Consider the following 21,088-nt stretch of genomic DNA (forward strand, 5'->3'; position numbering starts at 1 on the left):
CCACCACCACCATGCAAAGGAGCATCCACCCATGACCGACTCGAGAGACATCCTCATCACCGGCGGCACCGTCATCACCGGCGTGGCCACCGACCCGGCTCTCACCGATGTCGACGTGCTCATCCGCGACGGCAAGATCGCCCAGATCGGCCCCCGCATCGACGCCCCGGGAGCCGATGTCATCGACGCCTCCGGAAGCGTGGTGATGCCCGGCTTCGTCGACACCCACCGCCACACCTGGCAGGCCATCGTGCGCAACATCGCCTCCGACTGGTCGCTCGACGAGTACATGGCGGGCCTGCACGTGGGCCTCAGCAAGCACTTCCGCCCCGAAGACACCTACGTCAGCAACTACCTCGGCGCGCTCGAGGCGCTCGACTCGGGAATCACCACCCTCGTCGACTGGTCGCACAACCTGCGCACCACCGACCACGCGGATGCGGCGGTCAAGGCCCTCGAAGACACCGGCATGCGTGCGGTGTTCGCCCACGGCGGCGGCGCGGCCCAGTGGGGCGGCGTGATGCCCTCGCCCGTCGAGCACCCCCGCGACGACGCCACCCGCCTCCGCACCGAGCACTTCGCCTCGAACGACGGGCTCGTCACCATGGCGCTGGCCCTCCGCGGCCCGCAGTTCACCACCCGCGAGGTGAACCGCGCCGACTTCCAGCTCGCGAAAGACCTCGACCTGCGCGTCACCGTGCACGTGGGCGACGGCCACTGGGGCAAGATGCGGCCGATCATCATGCTGCAGGAGGACGGTCTGCTCGCCGACACCATCACCTACGTGCACTGCACCACCCTCTCCGACGAGGAGCTGCGCATCATCGGCGACACCGGCGGCTCGGCCTCGGTCGCCCCCGACGTCGAGGCGCAGATGGGCCACGGCTACCCCGCCACCGGCCGGCTGCTCGCCGCGGGCGTGCGCCCGTCGTTCTCGATCGACGTCTGCTCGTCGAACGGCGGCGACATGTTCGGCACCATGCGCACCGCGATCGGCCTGCAGCGCGCTGCCGACAACAAGGAGCTGGTGGATGCGGGGGCCGTCATCGAGCGCCTCAGCCTCAACTGCGCCGACGTCATCCAGTTCGCCACCCTCGACGGCGCGAACGCGGCGGGCCTCGGTGCCCAGACCGGTTCGCTCGAGGTGGGCAAGGCCGCCGACGTCATCGTGGTGAGCGGCAACTCGCTGGCCATGTCGCCCCTCAACAACCCGTTCGGCGGCGTGGTCTACAACGCGCATCCGGGCCTCGTCACCGACGTCGTCGTCGACGGCGTGGTGAAGAAGCGCGGCGGCCAGCTCGTCGGGGTCGACGTGAAGAAGCTGCGCGACGACGCCTCGAACGCCCGCGACTACATCCTGTCGCAGATGCCCGAGGCCTCGGTCGACGGCGCCTGGCACCCCGAAGTGGCCCACGCATGACCATCGGTTCGGAGCGGCGATCGCCGGCCGGCGGCGGCCCCGCCGGCCTGACGGCCGAGCGCCCCTCGATCAAGCCGATCAGCCCGCTGGCCCGGGTGGCCTCGTGGCCGGCGGCCCGCGCGCTCATCGCCGTGATCGTGCTGTTCGCCATCAGCCCGCTCATCGCGCCGGGCAGCATCTCGGCCACCGCGATGTCGTCGATGCTGCCGTTCGCGGCGCTCACCGCCGTGGTGGCCGTCGGTCAGACCCTCGTGATCATGCAGGGCGGCCTCGACCTGTCGGTGGCAGGCGCCATCACGCTCGGCGCCCTGATCGTGGCGAAGTTCGGCGGGCCCGACCAGCTCGGCATCGGCGGCGCCATCGTGCTGGCGCTCATCGTGCCGGCGCTGTTCGGCCTCATCAGCGGCCTCGTGATCGCGTTCTTCGGCCTGCCGCCGCTCGTCGTCACCATCGCGAGCAACGCGCTCATGGTGGGCACCGTGCAGGCGGTCTCGGGCGGCTACGGCGGCCAGGTCGTCGACTCGCTGTCGCAGTTCTCGCTGTCGCGGTGGCTCGGCATCCCGGTTCTGGCCATCATCGCCACCATCGTGGTGCTGGTCGTGCACGTGCTGGTGAAGGCCATCAGGGTGGGCCGCCGCTTCGAGCTCGTGGGGGCCAACCCCCGTGCGGCCCGCAGCATCGGTCTCTCGCCCAACGGCTACGTCGTGGGCGCGTACACGCTCTCGGCCCTGCTCGCGGCCTCCTGCGGCGTGCTGCTCGCGGGCCTCCTGCGCTCGCCCACCCTCACCGCGGGCGACGCCTACCTGCTGCCCTCCATCGCGGCGGTCGTGCTCGGCGGCACCGCGCTCACGGGCGGCAAGGGCAGCATCGTCGGCACCGCGCTCGGCGCGCTGTTCCTCGGTCAGCTCGGCCAGCTCGTGCAGACCTTCACGCAGACCACCGCCGCGCAGAACATCATCCAGGCCGTCATCATCGCCGTCGGCATCGTCGTGCAGATCAAGCTCGGCGGCAACACCTCGCGGCTGAAGGCGATGTTCACGCGCTCGAAGACCTGAGCGACCCGCCCCGAACCGCCCCGCCCCGCCCCGGCCCATCCCGTCCCGCCCCATCGCATCCCGTTCCGTTCGACCCGTCCCGCCCCATCCACCACAGCACCACTGCACTCGAAGAGGAGTCATCCCGATGAAGAAACACCCCGCCTTCCGCACCCGCCCGGCGCTCGCCGTCGGCAGCGCCGTCACGGTCGCCGCCCTCGCCGTGCTGCTCGGCGGATGCTCGTCGACCAACGCCGGCGGCACCGCCTCCACCGGCTCGGCCGCCGACATCGCCGTCGGCAAGACCGGCACCATGAGCGAGTTCGCCGACATCTCGAGCATCTGCCCCGACGAGGGCGAGATCACCGTGGGCGTCGTCGACGGCTACGGCACCAACTCGTGGTCGAAGACCGTGCTCGCCGAGATCGAGGCCGAGGCCGCTAACTGCCCCGCCATCAAGGGAGTCGAGTTCGCCGCCGGCCGCGGCGACCTGCAGGCCACCACCGCCGCCATCACGAGCATGGCGGCCAAGGGCACCGACATCGTGCTGGTGATTCCGGATGCAGGACCGGGCGAAGCCCACCTCTCCGCCCTGCGGAGCGCGGTGCAGACCGGATCGACCGTCGTCGCGTTCGCCTCCGACCCCGAGGGCACCGCCGGCACCGACTACCTCGACTACACCGACTGGTCGCCGGAGTTCAGCGGCCGCACCTGGGCGCAGTGGGTCGTCGACCAGCTCGGCGACGCGGGCGGCAACGTCGTCTTCCTCGGTGGCCCCGCCGGCAGCGCGGTGTCGTCGCAGGAGCTCGAGGGCGTGAAGGCCGTGCTCGACGAGAACCCGCAGGTGAAGCTGCTCACCGCAGACCCCGTCACCACCAACTGGGACCCGGCTCAGGCCCAGCAGGCGATGAGCGGTCTGCTCTCGCAGTACCCGCAGATCGACGCCGTCATCTCCGACTACGGGGCGTCGACCGACGGCGTCATCCGCGCCTACGAGGCAGCCGGCATCACCCTCCCCATCATCGCCACGACCGACCAGAACAGCCTGAGCTGCGGGTTCGAGGCGCTGAAGGCCTCGAACCCGTCGTACGAGCTGGCCACCGTGTCGTCGCGCACCTGGGTGGGCCGCGTCGCGCTCCGCAAGGCGCTCGCCTCCTTCTCGGGCGTCTCCGACACGGAGCCCTCGATCTACGACCTCTCGCTGGCCGAGGACTCGACCGGTAAGACCGAGGGCGCCAAGACGCCCTCCGAGGTCTGCTCCGAAGGCGCTCCCTCCGATGGTTCCCCCTCGTCGCTGCTCACGCCCGACGAGGTCGCCGCGGCCTTCGCCAACTGATCATGACCGAGCCCACCACCGCATCCGTGTCATCGTCAGCCGTTCCCCCCGCCTCCGTGCCGCCCGCCTCCGCGCCCTCAGGGGCCGGGGCGGGGGCCGGGCAGGGCCGCGCATCCGGAGCCCTGCTGACGCTCTCGGGCATCGGCAAGCAGTACCCGGGGGTGCGCGCCCTCGACGACGTGAGCCTCGAGGTGCTGCCCGGCGAGGTGCACGCCGTGCTCGGCGAGAACGGCGCCGGCAAGTCGACGCTGGTGGGCATAGCCGCCGGGTCGGTCGTTCCCGATGACGGAACGATCGACCTGGGGGCCGGACCTCGGCCCCGCATGTACCCGCGCGAGGCGCGGGAGCAGGGGCTGGCGATCGTCTACCAGATCCCGGCACTCGCGCCCTCGCTCACCGTCGTCGACGCCATGCTCCTGCTGCTGCCCGAGTCGGTGCGCCCCTCGCGGCGCGCCGCCACGCAGTGGACGGCGGAGCTGTTCGCCCGGCTCGGCCTCGAGATCGACGTGCGGCGCCGGGTGTCGGCGATCTCGCAGCGCGAGGCGCACCTCGTCGAGATCGCCGCGGCGCTCGCCTCCGACCCGAAGGTGCTCGTGCTCGACGAGCCCACCGAGGCGCTCGGAGCCGACGAGACCGCGTGGCTGTTCGCGCAGGTGCACGAGCTGCTCGCCAAGGGGTCTGGTGTGGTCTACATCACGCACCGCATCCCCGAGGTGATGGAGATCGCCGACCGCATGACGGTGCTGCGCGACGGCAAGGTGGTGGGTCGCGGCGACGTGGCCGGCTACTCGGCCGAGCAGATCGTCGAGCTCATCGTGGGCCGCTCGCTCGAGACGACGTTCCCCCACAAGGCCGGGGGAGCATCCGTCGATGCCGCCCCCGGTATCGAAGCCGCACCCGGTGCCGGGGCTGGTGGTGGCGCCGGCACCGAGGTGCTCTCCGTCACGAGCTTCACCGGTCGCGCCTTCCGCGACGTCTCGTTCGAGGCGCGTGGCGGGCAGATCGTCGGGCTCGCCGGCGTCGAGGGCAACGGGCAGCGCGAGTTCATGAAGGCGCTCGCCGGAGCCGTGCGCTCGAGCGGCGTGGTGAAGCTCAACGGGCGGGAGCTGCGCGCCCTCTCGACTCGCCGCGCCACGGCCGAGGGCATCGTCTGGCTGCCGGGTGACCGGCTCGGCGAGGCGATGTTCGGTCAGCTCAGCGTGCGCGAGAACGTGATCGCGCCGAACCTCGACCAGGCGATGCCCGCCGGGTTCACCGCTCCGCGCACCGAGGAACGCCTCGTGCACCAGGCCATCGGCGGCCTCGCGGTGAAGACCCCCACCATCGAGACGCCCATCACCTCGCTCTCGGGCGGCAGCCAGCAGAAGGTGCTGCTCGCCAGGGCCCGCCTCGGCAGCCCCGCGGTGCTGCTCGTCGAAGACCCCACCCAGGGTGTCGACGCGGGCGCGCGCGTCGAGATCTACAGCTTCTTGCGGGCGATGGCCGACGACGGGGTGGCCGTGGTCATCCTCTCCACCGACGCCGTCGAACTCGAAGGGCTCTGCGACCGGGTCGTCGTGTTCTCGCGCGGACGCGTGCAGGCCGAACTCGCCGGCGACACGCTCACCGAGCGCGAGATCACGGGCGCCGCGGTGCTCGCCACCGAGACCTCCATCAGCGACGACACGGATGCTGCAGAGCTCACCTCGAAGAAGGGCCTCCCGCTGGTGCAGCGCGGCGAGGTGCAGACCGTGTCGCTCGTCGTCATCTCGGTGGCGCTCGTCGCCATCACCGCAGGGATAGCCCCCTCGTTCCTCAGCCCGCTCAGCATGGGTGCGCTGCTCGCGTCTGCGGCCATCCTCATCCTGGTCGGCCTGGCCCAGCTCTCGGTCGTCATCACCGGAGGCATCGACCTGTCGATCGGTTCGGTGGTGGCGCTCTCGGCGGTGATCATCTCCTTCTTCGGCGAGGGCGGGCCCGGGATGCTCGCACTCGGCGTGGTCGTGGCGCTGGTCGCCGGGGTGGTGGTCGGTGTGGTCAACGGCATCCTCATCACGCGGCTCGGCATGCCGCCCGTCATCGCGACCCTGGTGTCGTCGATCGCGGTGCTCGGCGGGGCGCAGCTGCTGCGCCCGCAGCCGGGCGGGCAGGCGAGCGCCGAGCTGATGACCGCTCTCGGCACGGCCATCGCCGGTGTTCCGCTGGTGCTCGTCGTGGCGATCGTCATCGCGGTGCTGCTGTGGCTCGGCCTCAACAACACCGGGCTCGGGCGCGGCTTCCGGGCCGCGGGTTCCGACGCGCTCAAGGCCACGCGCATGGGTGTCGACGTGAACCGCATGCGGCTGCTCGCCACCATCGCCTCGAGCGTGCTGGCCGCCGTCGCCGGCGTCGTGCTCTACACGAAGACCGGCATCGGGGATGCGGGGGCCGCCCAGGCGTTCACCCTCACCTCGGTGACGGCGATCGTGATCGCGGGTGTGAGCATCTTCGGCGGTTCGGGCTCGGCGCTCGCCGTGGGTGCCGCGGCGCTGCTGCTGCAGACGATCACGAGCGCGCTGCCGTTCCTCGGGGTGAACCTGTCGTGGCAGTACTGGATCCAGGGCATCTTCGTGCTCGTCGCCGCCGTGCTGCCGATGGCGGTGCGGCTGCGGAAGCGGCGGAGCATCCCGGAGTAGGGGGCGGGGCGGGGCGGCTGCGGGCCGCGCCGGCGTGCTCGGTCTACCCTTGAGGCATCGTCAACGAGGAGCCGCCCATGTCGCCGAGCACACCCCGCGATCCCGACGCCGACGCGGCGAAGCGGCCGGCCGCGCCCGGAGTCGGGGAGCGCATCCGGGAGGCCCGCCAGGCGGAGGGCATCTCGCTGCGCGAGCTCGGCAGCCGGGTGGGCGTCTCGGCGAGCTTCCTCTCGCAGGTCGAGCTCGGGCGGGCGATGCCGTCGATGGGCACCCTGTGGACCATCGTGTCGGAGCTCGACCTGTCGTTCGACGCGCTGCTCGGAACGGTGGCGCCGGGGCCGGGGGCGGGCGCATCCGGTGTGGGTGCGGCCGCAGCATCCGGTGTCAACGGCGTCGGCTCGTCGCCCGCGCCCTCGCCTGGTTTCGAACGCCTCACCACGGTCGGCCTCCCGGGCCTCCGCCGCGCGGACACCGCGCCCGACATCCGCATCGGCGGCGTGCGCTGGGAGCGGCTCACCCCGGGCGACGACCCCCTCGTCGAGTTCGTGCGCGTCACCTACTCGCCCGGCAGCGAGTCGAGCCCCGCCGACAACATGATGCGCCACACCGGCCTCGAGTACATGCACGTGATGAGCGGGCAGATGGACATCCAGGTCGGCTTCGACAGCGACACCGTGCAGCCGGGCGACAGCCTCACCTTCGACGCCTCCATCCCGCACCGCATCGTGAACCCCTACGACGTTCCCTGCGTCTCGATCTGGGCCGTCGTCGGCCGCCACGGCTTCGCCCCACCCCACGAGATCGCCCGCCGCCTCGCGGAGTACGGCACCCCCGCCTCGACGATGCACTTCGGCGGCGGGCACCACTCGGGGGAGTGAGCGGCCCGCGCGTTCTCCCCCACAAAGTCCGGGATGACCACGATCATCACGGACTTTGTGTGGGAGAACGGATGCGCGGGGCCGGGGCGCCTGTCACACTTCAGAGATGAGTGACGTGTCGAGACGAGTCGTGCTGCGAGCCGGGGCCTGGACGGTGCCCGTGGTGGCGCTCGCCGTCGCCGCGCCGGGTGCCGCGGCGTCGGGGTCGGCGGGGGTTCCCGAGCTCACGCTGACCGCGGTGCGCAGCGGCACCGACGTCATCCTCACTGCCACCGCGCGGAACGCCGCCGGCGCCGGTGTCGACGTGGCGTACCGGCTCGAACGCACCACCGACGGCCAGACCTGGGTCTTCGACGGCAACGTGCAGACCGGTCCCACCGGCACCAGCACCGTGACGCTCCCGCTCGACGGCGCCATCTCGTTCCGCGCCAGCACCGTCATCGACGGCATCCCGGTCGTGACGGTGGCGCCCGTCACGAGCTGAGAGCGTGTCACACCGGCGACCCCGCCCGCCGCGACCAGGGGAGGGCCCTCATCATGCTGAGCACCGCAATGATGCCGAGGCCGAGGGCGGATGCGGCGGCCAGCAACGGGAGAACGAGCGGCGACAGAGTGCCGGAGCCCTCGGGCACGAGTCCGACCGGTTGCGGCAGCAGCGTCTGGGGTGCGTTCAGCGCCACGAGCTCGCTGGCCAGGGCGTCGGCGGGCACCACGGCCGGCGCTCGGACGACGGGGTTGTCGGGCGCCGCCCCTCCGCCGGCCGAGCCTCCCGCGCTCGCGGGTGGGGTGACGGGCGCGGAGGCGTCGTAGCTCACCGTGAGGGGGCTCGCGGGTTTCGCGGCGTCGCGCACGCCGCCGGTGGTCACCCAGTAGCCCTGCTGGCCGGTGAGGCGGTGGAAGTCGACGAACGACTGCGGGAACGACCCCCAGTGGGCCTCGTTCGACGCGGAGCGGGCGACCTGTCCGCTGCCGGAGCTCGACACCCCGAGATACCGCGGCGTGACGGTGAACCCGCCGCCCTTCGCGACCTCGGCGCCACTGATGTCGGCGAGGGTGACCTTCACCGGGTCGAGGGCCTGCCACTTCGTCATGTCGTCCATCGAGGTTCCGTAGCCGCTGGCGAGCCCCGTCAGCTCGCCGTCGCCCGAGGCGTCGAGCGAGAGCTCGGGGTCGGTGACGCTCCAGTAGGTCATGCCCCCGTAGAACACCACAGTGAACGAACCGGTCCAGCGGATGCGCACCCCGTCACCGTCTGACGAGCCGGTTCCGCCCTGCATCACGACCTGATTGCCGCTGGTGCTCGACGTCGACGACACCGACACCGCCGCGCCCTGCGGGTCGAGGCAGCGGGCACCCCAGGTGGCGTCGGCCCATTGCCCGTCGGCGGTGGGTTTCTCGATGTGCACCGACCCGTCGTGCGAGCGGTAGAGGCCGTCGCCCTCCTGCCACACGCGGGAGCCGCCCGCGTCGCCCGCTCGACCCGCGCTGAGGAAGTTGCATCCGCCCGCGAAGGCACCGGCGCCCGACTCGGCGTTGAGCCCCCAGCGCAGCTCCGCGTTGGTGATGCTGCCCCCCGTGCTCGGCGTCGGGGTGCGCTCGGGCACGGTGACGATGATGTCGTCGGCGTCGCGCGCGGCTGAAGCCGAGGCCGAGGCCGAAGCCGCGGATGCGGTGCCCAGACCCAGCACCGTCCCCAGCCCCAGTGCGAGGGCGACAAGCGCGGCCGCGTGCCGCCCGCGGCGAACCGCGGTCATCGCAGCGCCGCTTCGTCGACGGCCTGAGGTGTGGGCGTCTCCGATGCGAGCTCCGGCTGCTGCGGCACGACCGCGCCCCCGTCCACGCCCGGGCGCGCGGCTCGCCGCGCGCGGCGGCGCGCCAGGGCGCGGGCGATCGCGGTGATGACGCTCGCCACCACGAGCACGAGCGCCAGCGCGATGCACCCGAGCATGAGCACGATGGCCCACACGGGTGCGGCGGGCGCGGCGCTGCTCGCCTCGGCCGAGGCGGCGACCCCGCCCGTGACGGTGACCTCCGCCTCGGCCACGCCGCCCGACCCGGCCCCGCGCAGGGTGACGAGGTGCGTGCCGTCACGGATGTCGCGGGGAACGGGAAGCGCGGCGGCGATCTCGCCCTGGGTTCCGGCGGTGAGCGGGCCCACCGCCGTCAGCCCCCCGTCGAGGGAGGCGACGACCTGCTCACCGGGTGTGAAGCCCTGCCCCGTGAAGACGATCGACGATCCTGCGGAGACCGTCGCCGCATCCACACCGACGCGAACCGCTCCTGCCGCGCCGGGCGCGGAGGGCGCGGCCTCCGCTGCCGATGCGGCGGCATCCGAGGCGAACGACACCGGCGTGAAGGTCTCGTTGTTGGCGTTCTTCACGCCGTGGGCGCCGATGGTGATGATGCCGCAGGTCACCGTCCGGCAGTCCACCTCCGTGATGTTCCCGTCCCGGTCCTGGCTCTCGAAGGTGGCGCCGGGGGTGACCATCGACACCGTCCACGAACCGTCTGCGGCGATCGTGCCGTTGGCGGAGCTCTCCGTCTGGCTGCCGGGGAAGGCGAGGAAACGCTGGAAGCCGTTGTTGTCGGCCGACTCGGCGTCGGGAACGTAGCGGTAATCTTCGCCGACGACGCCGCCGGCGCTCGGCCGCCAGGTGCCGCTCGCGGCGTCGTCGACCCAGCCGAAGAGCACGTAGATGCCTCCGAAGCCGTTCTGGATGGACTGGAAGCCGGTGCCGCTCACCGTGACGTCGGTCGCGTAGTCCGGCGACACCGAGGCGCTCCCGTCGGGGCCCGACACGGAGACGCTGCCGGCAGCCCAGGCGGGAGTCGCGGTCGCGAGAAGCGCCACCGCGGAGACGGAGAGGGCGACGGCGACGGCGGTCGCGGTGAGGTGGACGCGACGTTTCATGCTGGTTCTTCTCCGATGTCCGAGTGGTCGGTGGCGGATGGTTCGGCGATCACCCAGAGGGAGTCCCCGACCCCGGGCGCCACGTGGATGGGGTGCCGGTACACGCGTGTCAGCAGCGCGGAGGTGAGCACGGCACGGGGAGCCCCGACGGCGGCGAGACGGCCCTGTTCGAGCAGCGCGATGCGATCGGCGTAGGCGGCGGCGAGGTTGAGGTCGTGCAGCACGACGACTGCCGCCCCACCTCGTCGCACACGGTCTCGGGTGCGTGCGAGCACCCGGTGCTGGTGACGGATGTCGAGGCTCGCGGTGGGTTCGTCGAGGAGGGCGATGCGGCACTGCTGGGCGTACGACCGCGCGAACGCGGTGCGCGCCCGCTCCCCGCCGGAGAGGGCTGTCACCGCGCGCGTCGCGAAGCTCTCGACCTCCCCGGCTTCCATCGCGGCGGCGACGATCTCGTCGTCGAGCGCGGCTTCGGGCCGATGTCGCCACGGTGCCCGCCCCATCCGCACCACCTCTCCGACCGCGAACGGGAAGGAGACCTCGTTGCTCTGCGTGAGCACCGAGCGCCGCCGCGCCCGCTCGGCCACGGGGTGGCTCTCGAGCGACGCCCCGTCGAGCTCGACCATCCCGCTGGTGGGCGCACGATCCCCGGCGAGCACCGACAGCAGGGTGGACTTGCCCGCACCGTTCGGCCCGACAAGCACCAGCAGCTCCCCGGCGCGCACCTCCACATCGACGCCGTCGAGGATGCGGCGCTCGCCGATGTCGACGGTGACCTCCCGTGCGCGCAGCACCGCGGTCATCCCCAGCCTCCCGAGCGTCGACGGGTGCGTCTGAGCAGCCAGAAGAAGAACGGACCTCCGATGAGGGCGGTGAGCATCCCGATCGGCAGCTCGCTGCCGGGCACCGCGGTGCGCGCGACCAGGTCGGCGGCCAGGAGCAGCACCGACCCGCCCAGAGCGCTGGCGGGCAGCAGCAGGCGATGCCCGGGGCCGAGCACCATGCGCATGAGGTGGGGCACGACGAGACCGACGAAGCCGATGATGCCGCAGAACGCGACAGCCGCGCAGGTGAGCAGCGCGATGACGACGATCGCGACGACGCGGAGTCGCTCCACGCGCACTCCGAGGTGCTCGGCCTGCCGCTCGCCGAGAGCTAGGAGGTCGAGGTCGGCAGACATCAGAAGGCACGCCGCGATGCCCACCGCGGTCAGCGGGGCGACGATCGCGAGGTCGCCCCAGCGGGTTCCGTTGAGCGAGCCGAGCTGCCAGAACACGATCTGCTCCCGCTCCTGGGTCGACCCGAGGTAGGTGAACAGGGCGATGGCCGCTCCTCCGACGGCGTTTACCGCGATGCCGGTGAGCACCAGCGTGACGACCTCGGTGCGGCCGTCGGCGCGTGCGGCGGCGTACACGACGGCGATCGCCGCGAGGCCCCCGAGGAACGCCAGAGCCGGCAGGGTCAGGGGGCCGAGGAACCCGAGGCCGAAGACGATGGAGGCGGATGCTCCGACCGCGGCGCCCGACGAGATGCCGATGACACCCGGCTCGGCGAGCGGATTGCGGAACACCCCCTGCATCACGACCCCGGCCGACGCGAGCGCCGCTCCCACGAGCACCGCCATCAGGAGCCGCGGAGCACGAATGAGCCACAGCGTCGCCTCGGCGTTGACGTGCGACATCGGTGCCCCCTCGGGGAGGGAGAGGATGCCGAGCCCCACCGACTGCACGGCTCCGTTCCACGCTCGCGACGCAGCGCCCACGACTTCGGCGGGTGGGATGTGCAGTTGTCCGCTGCCCGCCGAGACGATCATCAGCGCGAGCAGTGCGATGCCGAGGGCCACGAACATGAGTGGTCCCCGCGTCACCCTCCGCTGGGACGGCGCGGCGAGCCGGGTGAGGGGCCTCTCCTCGGTCGCCAGGCTCATCCGGCTGCCTCGGGGGCGTAGATCGCCACCGCGAGTGCGTCGAGCACGTCGGCGGACGCGGGCCCGAAGCTGAGGACGGTGGTGTCGGACATGTCGACGATGCGGTGGTTCCGCCCCGCATCCGTCTGGGCGATGGCGGGGAGGTGCTCGACCAGCCCGTCGACCCCGCCGACCGATTCGAGTCCCTTCGTCATCATGATCAGCAGGTCGGGGTTGGCGTCGACGAGGGCCTCGTCGGTGACGGGCCGCATGCCCTTCCAGCCGATCTCGCCGGCGACGTCGATGCCGCCGAGCGCGCGGATCAGGCTGTCGGCCCCCGACTCCTCGCCGAACAGGTAGTACACGCCCGACTGGCCGCGCACGTAGAGGAACATCATCCGCAGCCTCTGCACCGGATCGGCCGGTGCCACCGCGGCGATCTGCGCGATCTTCTCCGCGACCGCAGCGTCGCTCCGCGCGGCGAGCGCGTCGGCGCGCTCGGGCACGCCGAGGGCCGTGCCCACCTGGTCGATGAGCGACCCGACCGATTCGAGCGAGCGGTGCGAGTCGACGACCACGACGGGGATGCCGGCGTCGCGCAGCTGCAGGATCGTGTCCCACGGGCCCAGACTGGTGTCGGTGAGGATGACCGTGGGCGCCGCCTCGAGGATGGCCTCGGCGTTCAGATCGTGGCCGTTCTCGGTGACGACGGGGAGGTCGGCAGCCTCCGGGAAGCCGCTCGACGTGTCGCGAGCGACGACGGATGCGCCCAGACCGAGCTCGAACACGATGCGCGACAGGGAACCGTAGATGTCGAGGGTCAGGATGCGGCTCGCGTCGGTGACCGTGACCGAAGTTCCCTGCGCATCCGTCACCGTCACCGGGAGCACCTGAGCTCCGTCGACGACGGGGTCGATGGCGGCCGTCGCCGCGACCGCCGTGGAGGGGCCTTCCCACGCGAGCGGATCGCTGAGCGGAGTGACCTCCGACAGCGGCGGCGTGGCAGGGGCGCCGGACGTGCCCGAGGGCGCTCCGGCGCCGCAGGCGGTCAGGCCGAATGTCACCGCGAGCACGGTGACGGCAGCGACGAAGTGGCGTGCGCGCATCATGAGAAAAGCCTCCAATTTAGGTAAGCCTATCCTTAACGTTGCGCTGGAACACAGCCTTCTGCTTAGGTAAGGCTAACCTGCCTTTGCGCTCACCCGGGCGCAGCTGACGCGCGCGTCGGTCTGCCAGAGAAGGCTGAGAAGGGATGTACCCGTGGACTCCTCCTCCACACCACGCCGGCGATTCAGACGCACCGCCCTCGCGGGGCTGACCGTCGCCGCTCTCACGCTGGGCGGCGTGCTCGTGGCCGCACCCGCCTACGCCGCCGAGTCGACGATCGACGGCGCGGTCTTCCGCTGGGGCCTGAACGCCGAGTCGAACGCCGCCGCGTTCGCGCCCGGAACGGTGAACCTCCTCTCCGCCGGAGTGGTCACCGCGACGTCGTCGGCCGACAGGGTCACGCAGAGCAACTGGAAGCAGAGCGAGGGCAACACCACGATCCTCAAGCGCCAGTCGGACGGCAGCTACGCCGACGCCACCTTCGCGGGGCTCCGCACCGACGCCGCGGGCACCACGATCACGACCGGCAACGGCCTGAACTCAGGTCATGTCGCCCAGATCTCCGCGGGCACCGGCACCGTCGACGTCGAGGCGAACACCGCGGTCATCCAGTGGACGGGCACCTTCACCTCCGCCTACTACTCGGGGATGACACGCTCCTGGATCACCGACCCCAAGCTCACCGTCGACTCCGACGGCACGGGCACCATCACCGCCACGCTCGGCGGCTACGGCACCTCGATGGACGACCCCGACAAGTTCGAGACCCTCGCCCCCGCCGAGAACGTGGTCGTCGCCACCCTCACCGGGGTCGACGTGACGCCGACCGGCTTCACCGTCACCCCTGACTACCTCGGGCGCACCGTCACCACGCCGGCGGATGGCGTCGCCCAGGTGACCTCGGGGGCCAACGCGGGCGCGTTCCCGCAATCGTTCGTCGACTTCCAGAGCAAGACCGGCCAGGGTTCCTACTGGTACTCCTCGGGTGGAGCGGCCGACGCGCGCAAGCCCGCCAGCGCGGTCTCCGTCGCCTACACCACGGCCCCGACCACGTTGGCGCCGACGGTGACCGTGTCGAAGACCACCGGTCTGACGCAGGGCGAGACCGTCACCGTGTCGGGCAGCGGGTTCCTGCCGTCGGGAACGGCGACGAACGGTACCCGCCCGCCGCTGGCCGGGCAGTTCAGCGGCACCTACGTCGTCTTCGGCAAGTTCGCCGAGGCGTGGAAGCCGTCGACCGGGGCCGCATCCTCCACGCGGTCGGTCATCGCCCAGAAGTGGGCGCTGCCCGCCGCGAGCATGTCGACGGTCGGCGGCGCGAACGCCGGGGCCGTCGAGCTCAAGGCCGACGGCACCTTCTCGGTCGACCTCACCCTCACCACCACCGAGGCGCAGAACATCGCGGCGGGGAACTTCGGTATCTACACCTACCCCGGTAGCGGTGCGAGCTACGCCCCCTTCGAGACCTACACGCCGCTGGCCTTCTCCACCGCATCCGACGTCATCGTGGAGGTGCCCGACTGGGTCGACAACCCGACCGGGTCGTTCGGCTGGGCCTTCGAGGGCACCTCGCCCGCCAACCTCGGCACCGCGGTGCAAGACGGCGGCAACTTCGTCGCGACCGGCTCGCTCACCAACATCATCGTGACCGACACCCGCGCCGGCGGAACCTCGCCGTTCACGTGGAGCATCTCGGGCCAGGCCGACGACTTCGCCTCCACCGGGGGTGGCTCCTTCTCGGCCGGCTACCTCGGCTGGACGCCGAAAGTCGTCGCCGGAGCCGTCACCGGCGGCGCCGAGGTCGCCTCGACCCGACTGGGCGGCGCCGGTCTCGGCTCCTCCCGCGTGCTCGCCTCCTCCACCTCCGCGGTGAGCGCGACGGTGGGAGCCGACCTGTCGCTCGTCATCCCCGGCACCACCACCGCGGGTGACTACACCAGCAAGCTCACCATCACCGCACTGCAGTAAGACGCCGTGCGTGGGGCCTCGGCGTGAGCCGGGGCCCCCCTCGCGTCTCGACAAGGTCTCGACCAGAAGGAACACCCGTGCCCACCACCCGTCGCACCCCCGTCTTCGCGCTGGCAGCACTCACCGCGCTGCTGCTCACCACGCTGCTGCTCACCGCCGCCGCGCCGGCGCCCGCGGCCCGGGCGGAGGACGGCGGCGTGGCCTGGACGGTGAAGACCGCCGACAACGCCAACGGGGCAGGGCGCGCCAACTTCACCTACGACGTCGAGCCGGGTGCGGTCATCTCCGACACGATGGTCGTGGTCAACACGGGCACCGAGCCGCTCCCGCTCGCGGTGTACGCCGCCGACGCGTTCACCGCCTCCAGCGGTGAGATCGACGTGCTCGTCGACGGCAGCCCGTCGGTGGGCGCCGGCACGTGGGTGCAGGTCGACACCGGCAGCCTCGAGTTGTCGCCCGGGCAGTCGGCCGACATCCCTTTCAGCATCAGCGTGCCCGCCGACGCCCGGCCCGGCGATCACTCGGCCGGCATCGTCACCTCCCTCACCAGCGCCGACGCCTCCGCCTCGCTCTCGGTCGACCGGCGGCTGGGCACCCGCATCAACCTGCGTGTCGCGGGGGAGCTCACCCCTGCCGCACAGGTGGGCGAGGTGCAGGCGGAGTACCTCCCGAGCTGGAACCCTTTCGCGCCCGGTACCGTCACCATCCGTTACCGGCTCGCCAACACGGGCAACACGCGCCTCACCGGCACCGAGACGGTCACCGCCTCGGGCGCCTTCGGTCTTCTCGACGCCACGACGGCGCCCACGCAGCTCAGCGAGATCATCCCCGGCTCGGTCGTCGACGTCGTGCGCGAGGTGCCGGTGCTGTCTCTCGGGTGGGTGCACGGATCGACGACGGTGACGCCCGAGGGGGTCGGGCTGGGGGCCGCGGCGGTCGACGTCGTCGCTGCGGACTTCGAGGTCGTCGCGGTTCCGTGGAGTCTCTACGCCGTCATCGTGCTCATCGCCGGTGTCGCCGTGGCGAGCATCCTCGTGGTCCGCCGTGTGGTCAGGGCATCAGGAAGCCGAGAAGGCCGTCAGACCCTTCGTGGTCGTCGGCCGTGACCGTGATGACGGCGTCGGGCGTGAAGACGATCATCTGGCCGCAGGCGCCGTGCAGGCGCCAGCCGGTTCCGGGCCCCTCCCAGCCGGACAGGGCGTAGCGCCGGTACCCCGGGCCGGTGCCCGCCTGCACCCACTCCGAGTGCATCGTCTCCACGCCTCCAGGGGAGACGAGAGTGCGGCCCTGCCAGCGTCCGCGATCGCGGATGAGTCGCCCGACTCGGGCGAGCTCCTCGGTGCGAAGCGCCAAGCCGCCTCCCGCGACCGGGAACCCCAGCGGGCAACGCTCCCACGACGCATCCGTGATGCCGAGCGGATGCAGCACCACCCGGTCGACGTAGTCGCCCACGTCGCCGACGACCTGGGCGAGAACCCGCATCGCCGTGTAGGTGCTGGCGTTCGAGTACTGGAACACGCGCCCCCTCGAGGGCCGGCCGAGGAACTCGAGGGCGAGGTCGGGCCAGTCGGTCATCATGGTCGGTGACCAGGGCAGGTCGATCCCGCTGGTCATCGTCAGCAGGTGGCGGAGGGTGACGGATGCCGAGCCCTCACCGAACTCGACGGCGGGAAGGTACTGCGACACCGGGGCGTCGAGCGAGATCAGCCCCTCGTCGGCGGCGCGGAGGGTCGCCAGGGCGCAGAGGCCCTTCGTGACCGACTGGATGTCTTCGCGGACATCCGCTGTCCACCGATGCTCGGCGGCGTCGTCGCCCACGAGCACGTGCACCCCGTGAGCCCTGAACCCGCGCTCGCCGATCTCTCCCACGATGCGGTCGAGGAGGGGCTGTGCGGCGTTCACCCCTCCAGTCTGCCTGCCGGCGGGTGCAAGACTCGTCGTGTGGAACGCGAGCGGGAGCTGCAGGAGTCGTTGCGGGAGTTGTCGACACTGCTTCGCGCGGTCGGCGAGATGCCCTGGGCCGACCGGTGCGCCTGGGCGGCCGATCGCGTCGGTGCCGGTGGAGACCCGGCCGAGGTGAGACGGATGTTCGGCGGAATGGGCAGCCTGAGCGACCTGGTCATCCACCCCGTCAACGGCCATGCGGTCGCGGATGATCAGATCGCCCGCGTCAACGAGGCGCTCACCGGATTGCGGGAGCGGGTGTATCTCGCCTCCCAGCCTCGGTGATCCGATCGATCCCGAACGGTTCCCGCCAGCCCCAGGACGGGGGCTCACCCCTGCGCGACCGCTCCGTTAGGGTGGGGCCACCCCGCGCCCCCGGATTGGACCGACCCGTGCCCCACCCATCCTCCCTCCGCTCCCGCGTGGCGGCAATCGCCGCTGCGGCGGTGGGCATCGCCCTGCTCGGCGTGCCCGCTCTCCCGGCGCACGCCGAGGTCAGCCCGCCCTGCCCGGCCGTGGAGCGCATCCCGGTAGCTCCCGCCGCTGGCGACAGCACCGCATCCGACACGGCGACGGATGCTGCGGCAGGCGGGCTCGGCGAAGACGCGGCCGAGTCCATCCTCGGCAGCCTCGCGGGCAAGCTGCTCGACGAGGTGATCGCCGGCGTCGGCGGCGACATCGGCGGCGACGTGGCCGGGTGGATCATCGGCAGCCTGAGCGCCCCGCCCGACTCCACGCCGACGCCCGTGCAGCAGGAGGAGCTCGACAAGCTCGCGGGGCTCTCCTCCGACCTGCAGGCCCTGCAGACCCAGGTCGCCGCGCTCAGCACGCAGATCAGCTCGGTGGAGCAGGAGCTGATCAGCGTCACCGAGGCCGCCCAGGCCTACGGCACCTATCAGCAGCAGGCCACCGCCCTCAGCGACGGGGCGCTCGCGAGCATGGTGACCGACATCCAGAACGTCTGCGAGATAGCCAACGAGCAGTACAACGCGGCGGTCGCGGCCGGCGAGACGACGGCACTGACCGGCGACCAGACCGCCCAGCTGCAGACCATCGTCACGAACAACTCCGAGTACGTCGACGCCATGAACGCGGCTCTCGTGGGCGACGGCAACTCGGCCGGACTCATCACCGTCTACTCGCGCGTGCTCTGGCTCGCCCAGGGCACCGCCGACACGATGCCGTCGGGCACCCTCATCCCGTCGGCGCTGCTCACCGAGATGCAGACGATCGTGCAGTTCTACGCCAGCGTGGCCACCCTGCACCTCGAGGCCTTCATCGAGGCGGTGCACGCCCTGCCGGGCTACGCCGACAGCGAGGCCATCTACGAGTACTACGTGAACTCGTACGTGCCCTACATCCAGCAGTGGTCGTACGAGGCCGGCCTCAACCTGCCGAGCCTCGACCCCGCACTCATCGCCGACGTGAGCGCCGGCGCCTCCCCGAACCCGGGCACGGCCACGACGCCCGGCACCATCCGCGTCTGGACGGCCGTGCCCGCCCAGATCGCCGGGCAATCGCAGAGCCGCTACTGCGTGCAGCAGGGCATGTGCGTGGCCCCCGACTACTACCCCGCCACCACCGGCGGCGACCCGATCGCCGTGAGCGTGGTGCCTGCCGTGGCGCCGCTGTCGTCGTACCTCGACGCCCCGCAGTACGGACTGACCGGTTGGCGAGTGCCGACCATCGCCGACTGGCAATCGCTCACCGTGGCCCGCGACTCCATCATCCCCGCCGTGCCGGGAGAGCCGACGCCCCCGCCGCCGTCACCGGCGAACGGGGTGGCGGCGTGGGCCGGCATCGAGGGGCTCGCCGTGCTCGAGACGGCCGACGTGCCGTACCCCACCGGCAGCATCGCGTCGATCCCGCCGCTCGTGGTCGACGATCCCGAGATGCAGGCGCTCATCTTCAACGGCTCGACCTTCACCGGTGACGCCGCCGGCATCGCAGCCTACGACCAGGGGTACACCTTGGGCGGCCAGCTCGCGCTCGTGCAAGACGTGGCGGTGGCGCCGCCGGTGCTGCCCGCCTACCCGTCGTCGGACGTGTCGAACGGGCGCGGTGCAGCACCGGGTGCGGTGGATGCGGCGGCAGCGTCGGGAACGTCGGGAACGGATGCTGCGGTCCACGACGCGGCCACAGCATCCGAGCCCTCCGCCCCCCGCACGACGGATGGCACGACGGATGCGGCGGTCGGCTCCACCTGGAACGCCACCACCTATGACACCCCGGCCGCCTGCACTGACCAGAGCAACCAGTACGTGCAGCCCGCCGGCGCCAACGCGGTGCAGGTGACGGTGGCGGCCGGCGCGGGCGGCGTCGCCTCGGGCGGCGGCCAGTTCTCGGCGAACGTGCCCGGAGGCCTCGGTGCTCAGCTCACGGCCACCATCCCGGTGGCGGCGGGTACGACCCTCTACATCGGCGTCGGAGGTCGCGGGGGCGACTGGAACAGCCTGCCGAACGGCGAAGGAGCCCCGGGCGGCGTCGGCAACGGAGGGCCCGGTGGCAACGCCAACCAGGACAATCAGGGCAACACCCTCGGCTACACGGGCGCCGGCGGCGGCGGGCTCTCGCAGATCACGCTCGACGCCGGATGCTCCCTGCCGCTCGCCGTGGCCGGCGGCGGGGGCGGCGCGGGAATGGGCATAGTCCCGACCTACGTGCCCTTCGGAGGCAACGGGTGCATGTCGACGGGGTGCACCGGTTCCATCGTGGGGACCAGCAACCAGGAGGGCACCCTCACCTCGGGTGGCAGCGAGGGCGGCAACTATCAGGCAGGTCCCCAGTCGGGTCTCGGCGCGCCGCCGCTCGGCACCTCCGGGGGGCAGGGTGGTGCCGTGGGAGTGCAGCTCGGGGGCTTCGGTGAGCCCTCCTACACCGGGGGCGCCGGTGGCGGTGGCGGTGGCGGCTTCACGGGCGGGGGCGGGGGTGGCGGCACCACCAGCTCCACCGCGCAGAACGGTGTCAACGGCCAGAACGTGACGTCGGGGCCGGGCTCGGGCGGGTCGAGCTACCTCGCCGTCGGCTCGGTCGACACCGATCTCGCTCTGAACACCGCCGCAGACGGGCAGGGGTTCGTCACCATCACGCCGGTCGTCGTGCCCGAGTACAGCTTCGCCGTCTACAGTCCTGGCGCGCGACAGGTGAGTGCGGTGGTCTCCGAGGGTTCGGGTGGTTCGGGTGACTCCGGCGGCCTCGGCCTCGGCGCTGCGGCGTCGACTCCTCAGGATCTCGGCGGCGAGGGCGTCGGCTGGGCGCTCCCCGCCGTCGACGCCTTCCCCGGCCCCGTCGACGTCGTCGACCCCGCCGCGAGTCTCTGCCTCGCCGCGGGCGGTCGCACGGAATCGACCTGCGCCGACCAGAGCTGGACCATCACCCCCAGCGGCGACGCCACACCCTTCCCGGGCTTCCCGCTCTACGACGTCACGGGGAGCGACGGCACCGCGCTCGCACCGGCCTTCGCCACGTGGGACCCGCAGGCGACCGTGGTGCTGCAGCCCTCGACGCTGTGGACCCCGGATGCGGCACTCACCGACCCCGATCCGGGCCCCGGCCCGGGTCCCGGCCCTGGTCCCGGGCCTGGTCCCGACCCGCAGCCGACGCCCACCGTCACCCCCGCACCGCCCGCGGGTGACGGCGGCAGCGACTCGGCGAGCCCGGGCGGCGCCGGCGGCGCTCTCGCGGCGACGGGCCTCTTGGCCCTCCCCCTCGGTCTGGCCGGCTTCGCCGCGACGGCGCTCGCGGCCCTCGGCGCCCTCCTCCTGATCGCCCGCCGCCGCTCCGCCGCCCCCGCCGCCCCCGCCAGGGCCCCGCACAAGACCGATTAGGAGCGACTGCGACCGACGGCGTTCAAAATCGCAAACGTCGCGACGACCAGGGCGCTCCAGCGCTCGGAGCGCGCGACATTTGCGAAACTGAACCGCGTCGAAG

General features: G+C 72.0%; 16 protein-coding genes. 10 read left to right on the forward strand and 6 right to left on the reverse strand.

The window, feature by feature from the left end:
- The first annotated feature begins 31 nt into the window (after positions 1–31).
- From HL652_RS19620 to HL652_RS19645, 6 genes are all read left to right on the forward strand, one after another.
- On the forward strand, positions 32–1,420 hold the full coding sequence (locus HL652_RS19620; RefSeq protein WP_171706859.1) for an amidohydrolase family protein: 1,389 nt from the start codon (positions 32–34) through the stop codon (positions 1,418–1,420).
- Positions 1,417–2,475, forward strand: a complete 1,059-nt coding sequence (locus tag HL652_RS19625) for an ABC transporter permease (protein ID WP_171706860.1) — start codon at positions 1,417–1,419, stop codon at positions 2,473–2,475. Before HL652_RS19620 ends, HL652_RS19625 begins: the two co-directional genes overlap by 4 nt.
- A gap of 127 nt (positions 2,476–2,602) precedes the next feature.
- Positions 2,603–3,790, forward strand: a complete 1,188-nt coding sequence (locus HL652_RS19630) for a substrate-binding domain-containing protein (RefSeq protein ID WP_171706861.1) — start codon at positions 2,603–2,605, stop codon at positions 3,788–3,790.
- Positions 3,791–3,792: 2 nt separating this feature from the next.
- Entirely contained in the window at positions 3,793–6,444 is a 2,652-nt protein-coding gene (locus tag HL652_RS19635) for an ATP-binding cassette domain-containing protein (RefSeq protein ID WP_171706862.1), read from the forward strand.
- A gap of 77 nt (positions 6,445–6,521) precedes the next feature.
- Positions 6,522–7,322 carry a helix-turn-helix domain-containing protein gene (locus HL652_RS19640; protein WP_171706863.1) on the forward strand — a complete coding sequence of 267 codons (801 nt, stop codon included), beginning with the start codon at positions 6,522–6,524 and terminating at the stop codon, positions 7,320–7,322.
- Positions 7,323–7,428: 106 nt separating this feature from the next.
- A complete protein-coding gene (locus HL652_RS19645; protein ID WP_171706864.1) occupies positions 7,429–7,806 on the forward strand; it encodes a hypothetical protein in 378 nt (125 codons plus the stop codon).
- A 7-nt stretch (positions 7,807–7,813) separates the two neighbouring features.
- Here the strand turns inward: HL652_RS19645 and HL652_RS19650 are convergent, their stop codons facing one another.
- From HL652_RS19650 to HL652_RS19670, 5 genes are read right to left on the reverse strand one after another with little or no spacing between them, the layout of a single operon-like run.
- Positions 7,814–9,076, reverse strand: a complete 1,263-nt coding sequence (locus HL652_RS19650; protein WP_171706865.1) for a hypothetical protein — start codon at positions 9,074–9,076, stop codon at positions 7,814–7,816.
- Positions 9,073–10,233: a hypothetical protein gene (locus HL652_RS19655; protein WP_171706866.1), complete on the reverse strand. Its 1,161-nt coding sequence runs from the start codon at positions 10,231–10,233 to the stop codon at positions 9,073–9,075. The genes HL652_RS19650 and HL652_RS19655 overlap by 4 nt, the downstream gene beginning before the upstream one ends.
- On the reverse strand, positions 10,230–11,036 hold the full coding sequence (locus HL652_RS19660; RefSeq protein ID WP_171706867.1) for a heme ABC transporter ATP-binding protein: 807 nt from the start codon (positions 11,034–11,036) through the stop codon (positions 10,230–10,232). The genes HL652_RS19655 and HL652_RS19660 overlap by 4 nt, the downstream gene beginning before the upstream one ends.
- Positions 11,033–12,160, reverse strand: a complete 1,128-nt coding sequence (locus tag HL652_RS19665; protein ID WP_171706868.1) for a FecCD family ABC transporter permease — start codon at positions 12,158–12,160, stop codon at positions 11,033–11,035. Before HL652_RS19665 ends, HL652_RS19660 begins: the two co-directional genes overlap by 4 nt.
- Positions 12,157–13,248, reverse strand: coding sequence for a heme/hemin ABC transporter substrate-binding protein (locus HL652_RS19670; RefSeq protein ID WP_171706869.1), 1,092 nt, complete (start codon positions 13,246–13,248; stop codon positions 12,157–12,159). The genes HL652_RS19665 and HL652_RS19670 overlap by 4 nt, the downstream gene beginning before the upstream one ends.
- Before the next feature lie 151 nt (positions 13,249–13,399).
- On the opposite strand from HL652_RS19670, the gene HL652_RS19675 reads away from it, so the two are divergent.
- Positions 13,400–15,214, forward strand: a complete 1,815-nt coding sequence (locus tag HL652_RS19675) for a hypothetical protein (RefSeq protein ID WP_171706870.1) — start codon at positions 13,400–13,402, stop codon at positions 15,212–15,214.
- A 77-nt stretch (positions 15,215–15,291) separates the two neighbouring features.
- A complete protein-coding gene (locus HL652_RS19680; protein ID WP_171706871.1) occupies positions 15,292–16,320 on the forward strand; it encodes a DUF916 domain-containing protein in 1,029 nt (342 codons plus the stop codon).
- Here the strand turns inward: HL652_RS19680 and HL652_RS19685 are convergent.
- Positions 16,265–17,116: a serine hydrolase domain-containing protein gene (locus HL652_RS19685; protein WP_171706872.1), complete on the reverse strand. Its 852-nt coding sequence runs from the start codon at positions 17,114–17,116 to the stop codon at positions 16,265–16,267. The genes HL652_RS19680 and HL652_RS19685 overlap by 56 nt on opposite strands.
- Before the next feature lie 39 nt (positions 17,117–17,155).
- On the opposite strand from HL652_RS19685, the gene HL652_RS19690 reads away from it, so the two are divergent.
- Positions 17,156–17,443 (forward strand): DUF6966 domain-containing protein, encoded by a 288-nt coding sequence (locus tag HL652_RS19690; protein ID WP_171706873.1) that lies wholly within the window; start codon positions 17,156–17,158, stop codon positions 17,441–17,443.
- A 107-nt stretch (positions 17,444–17,550) separates the two neighbouring features.
- Complete coding sequence (locus tag HL652_RS19695; RefSeq protein ID WP_171706874.1) at positions 17,551–20,985, forward strand: hypothetical protein; 3,435 nt, start codon at positions 17,551–17,553, stop codon at positions 20,983–20,985.
- Positions 20,986–21,088: the final 103 nt, after the last annotated feature.

It is taken from the genome of Herbiconiux sp. SALV-R1, assembly GCF_013113715.1.
Taxonomy (GTDB): domain Bacteria; phylum Actinomycetota; class Actinomycetes; order Actinomycetales; family Microbacteriaceae; genus Herbiconiux.

Bases quoted from the DNA above. Each gene is read 5' to 3' on its own strand.
- HL652_RS19625 (WP_171706860.1), top strand. From the start codon at position 1,417: ATGACCATCGGTTCGGAGCGGCGATCGCCGGCCGGCGGCGGCCCCGCC.
- HL652_RS19660 (WP_171706867.1), bottom strand. From the start codon at position 11,036: ATGACCGCGGTGCTGCGCGCACGGGAGGTCACCGTCGACATCGGCGAG.
- HL652_RS19635 (WP_171706862.1), top strand. From the start codon at position 3,793: ATGACCGAGCCCACCACCGCATCCGTGTCATCGTCAGCCGTTCCCCCC.
- HL652_RS19645 (WP_171706864.1), top strand. From the start codon at position 7,429: ATGAGTGACGTGTCGAGACGAGTCGTGCTGCGAGCCGGGGCCTGGACG.
- HL652_RS19630 (WP_171706861.1), top strand. From the start codon at position 2,603: ATGAAGAAACACCCCGCCTTCCGCACCCGCCCGGCGCTCGCCGTCGGC.
- HL652_RS19655 (WP_171706866.1), bottom strand. From the start codon at position 10,233: ATGAAACGTCGCGTCCACCTCACCGCGACCGCCGTCGCCGTCGCCCTC.
- HL652_RS19670 (WP_171706869.1), bottom strand. From the start codon at position 13,248: ATGATGCGCGCACGCCACTTCGTCGCTGCCGTCACCGTGCTCGCGGTG.
- HL652_RS19640 (WP_171706863.1), top strand. From the start codon at position 6,522: ATGTCGCCGAGCACACCCCGCGATCCCGACGCCGACGCGGCGAAGCGG.
- HL652_RS19650 (WP_171706865.1), bottom strand. From the start codon at position 9,076: ATGACCGCGGTTCGCCGCGGGCGGCACGCGGCCGCGCTTGTCGCCCTC.
- HL652_RS19620 (WP_171706859.1), top strand. From the start codon at position 32: ATGACCGACTCGAGAGACATCCTCATCACCGGCGGCACCGTCATCACC.
- HL652_RS19665 (WP_171706868.1), bottom strand. From the start codon at position 12,160: ATGAGCCTGGCGACCGAGGAGAGGCCCCTCACCCGGCTCGCCGCGCCG.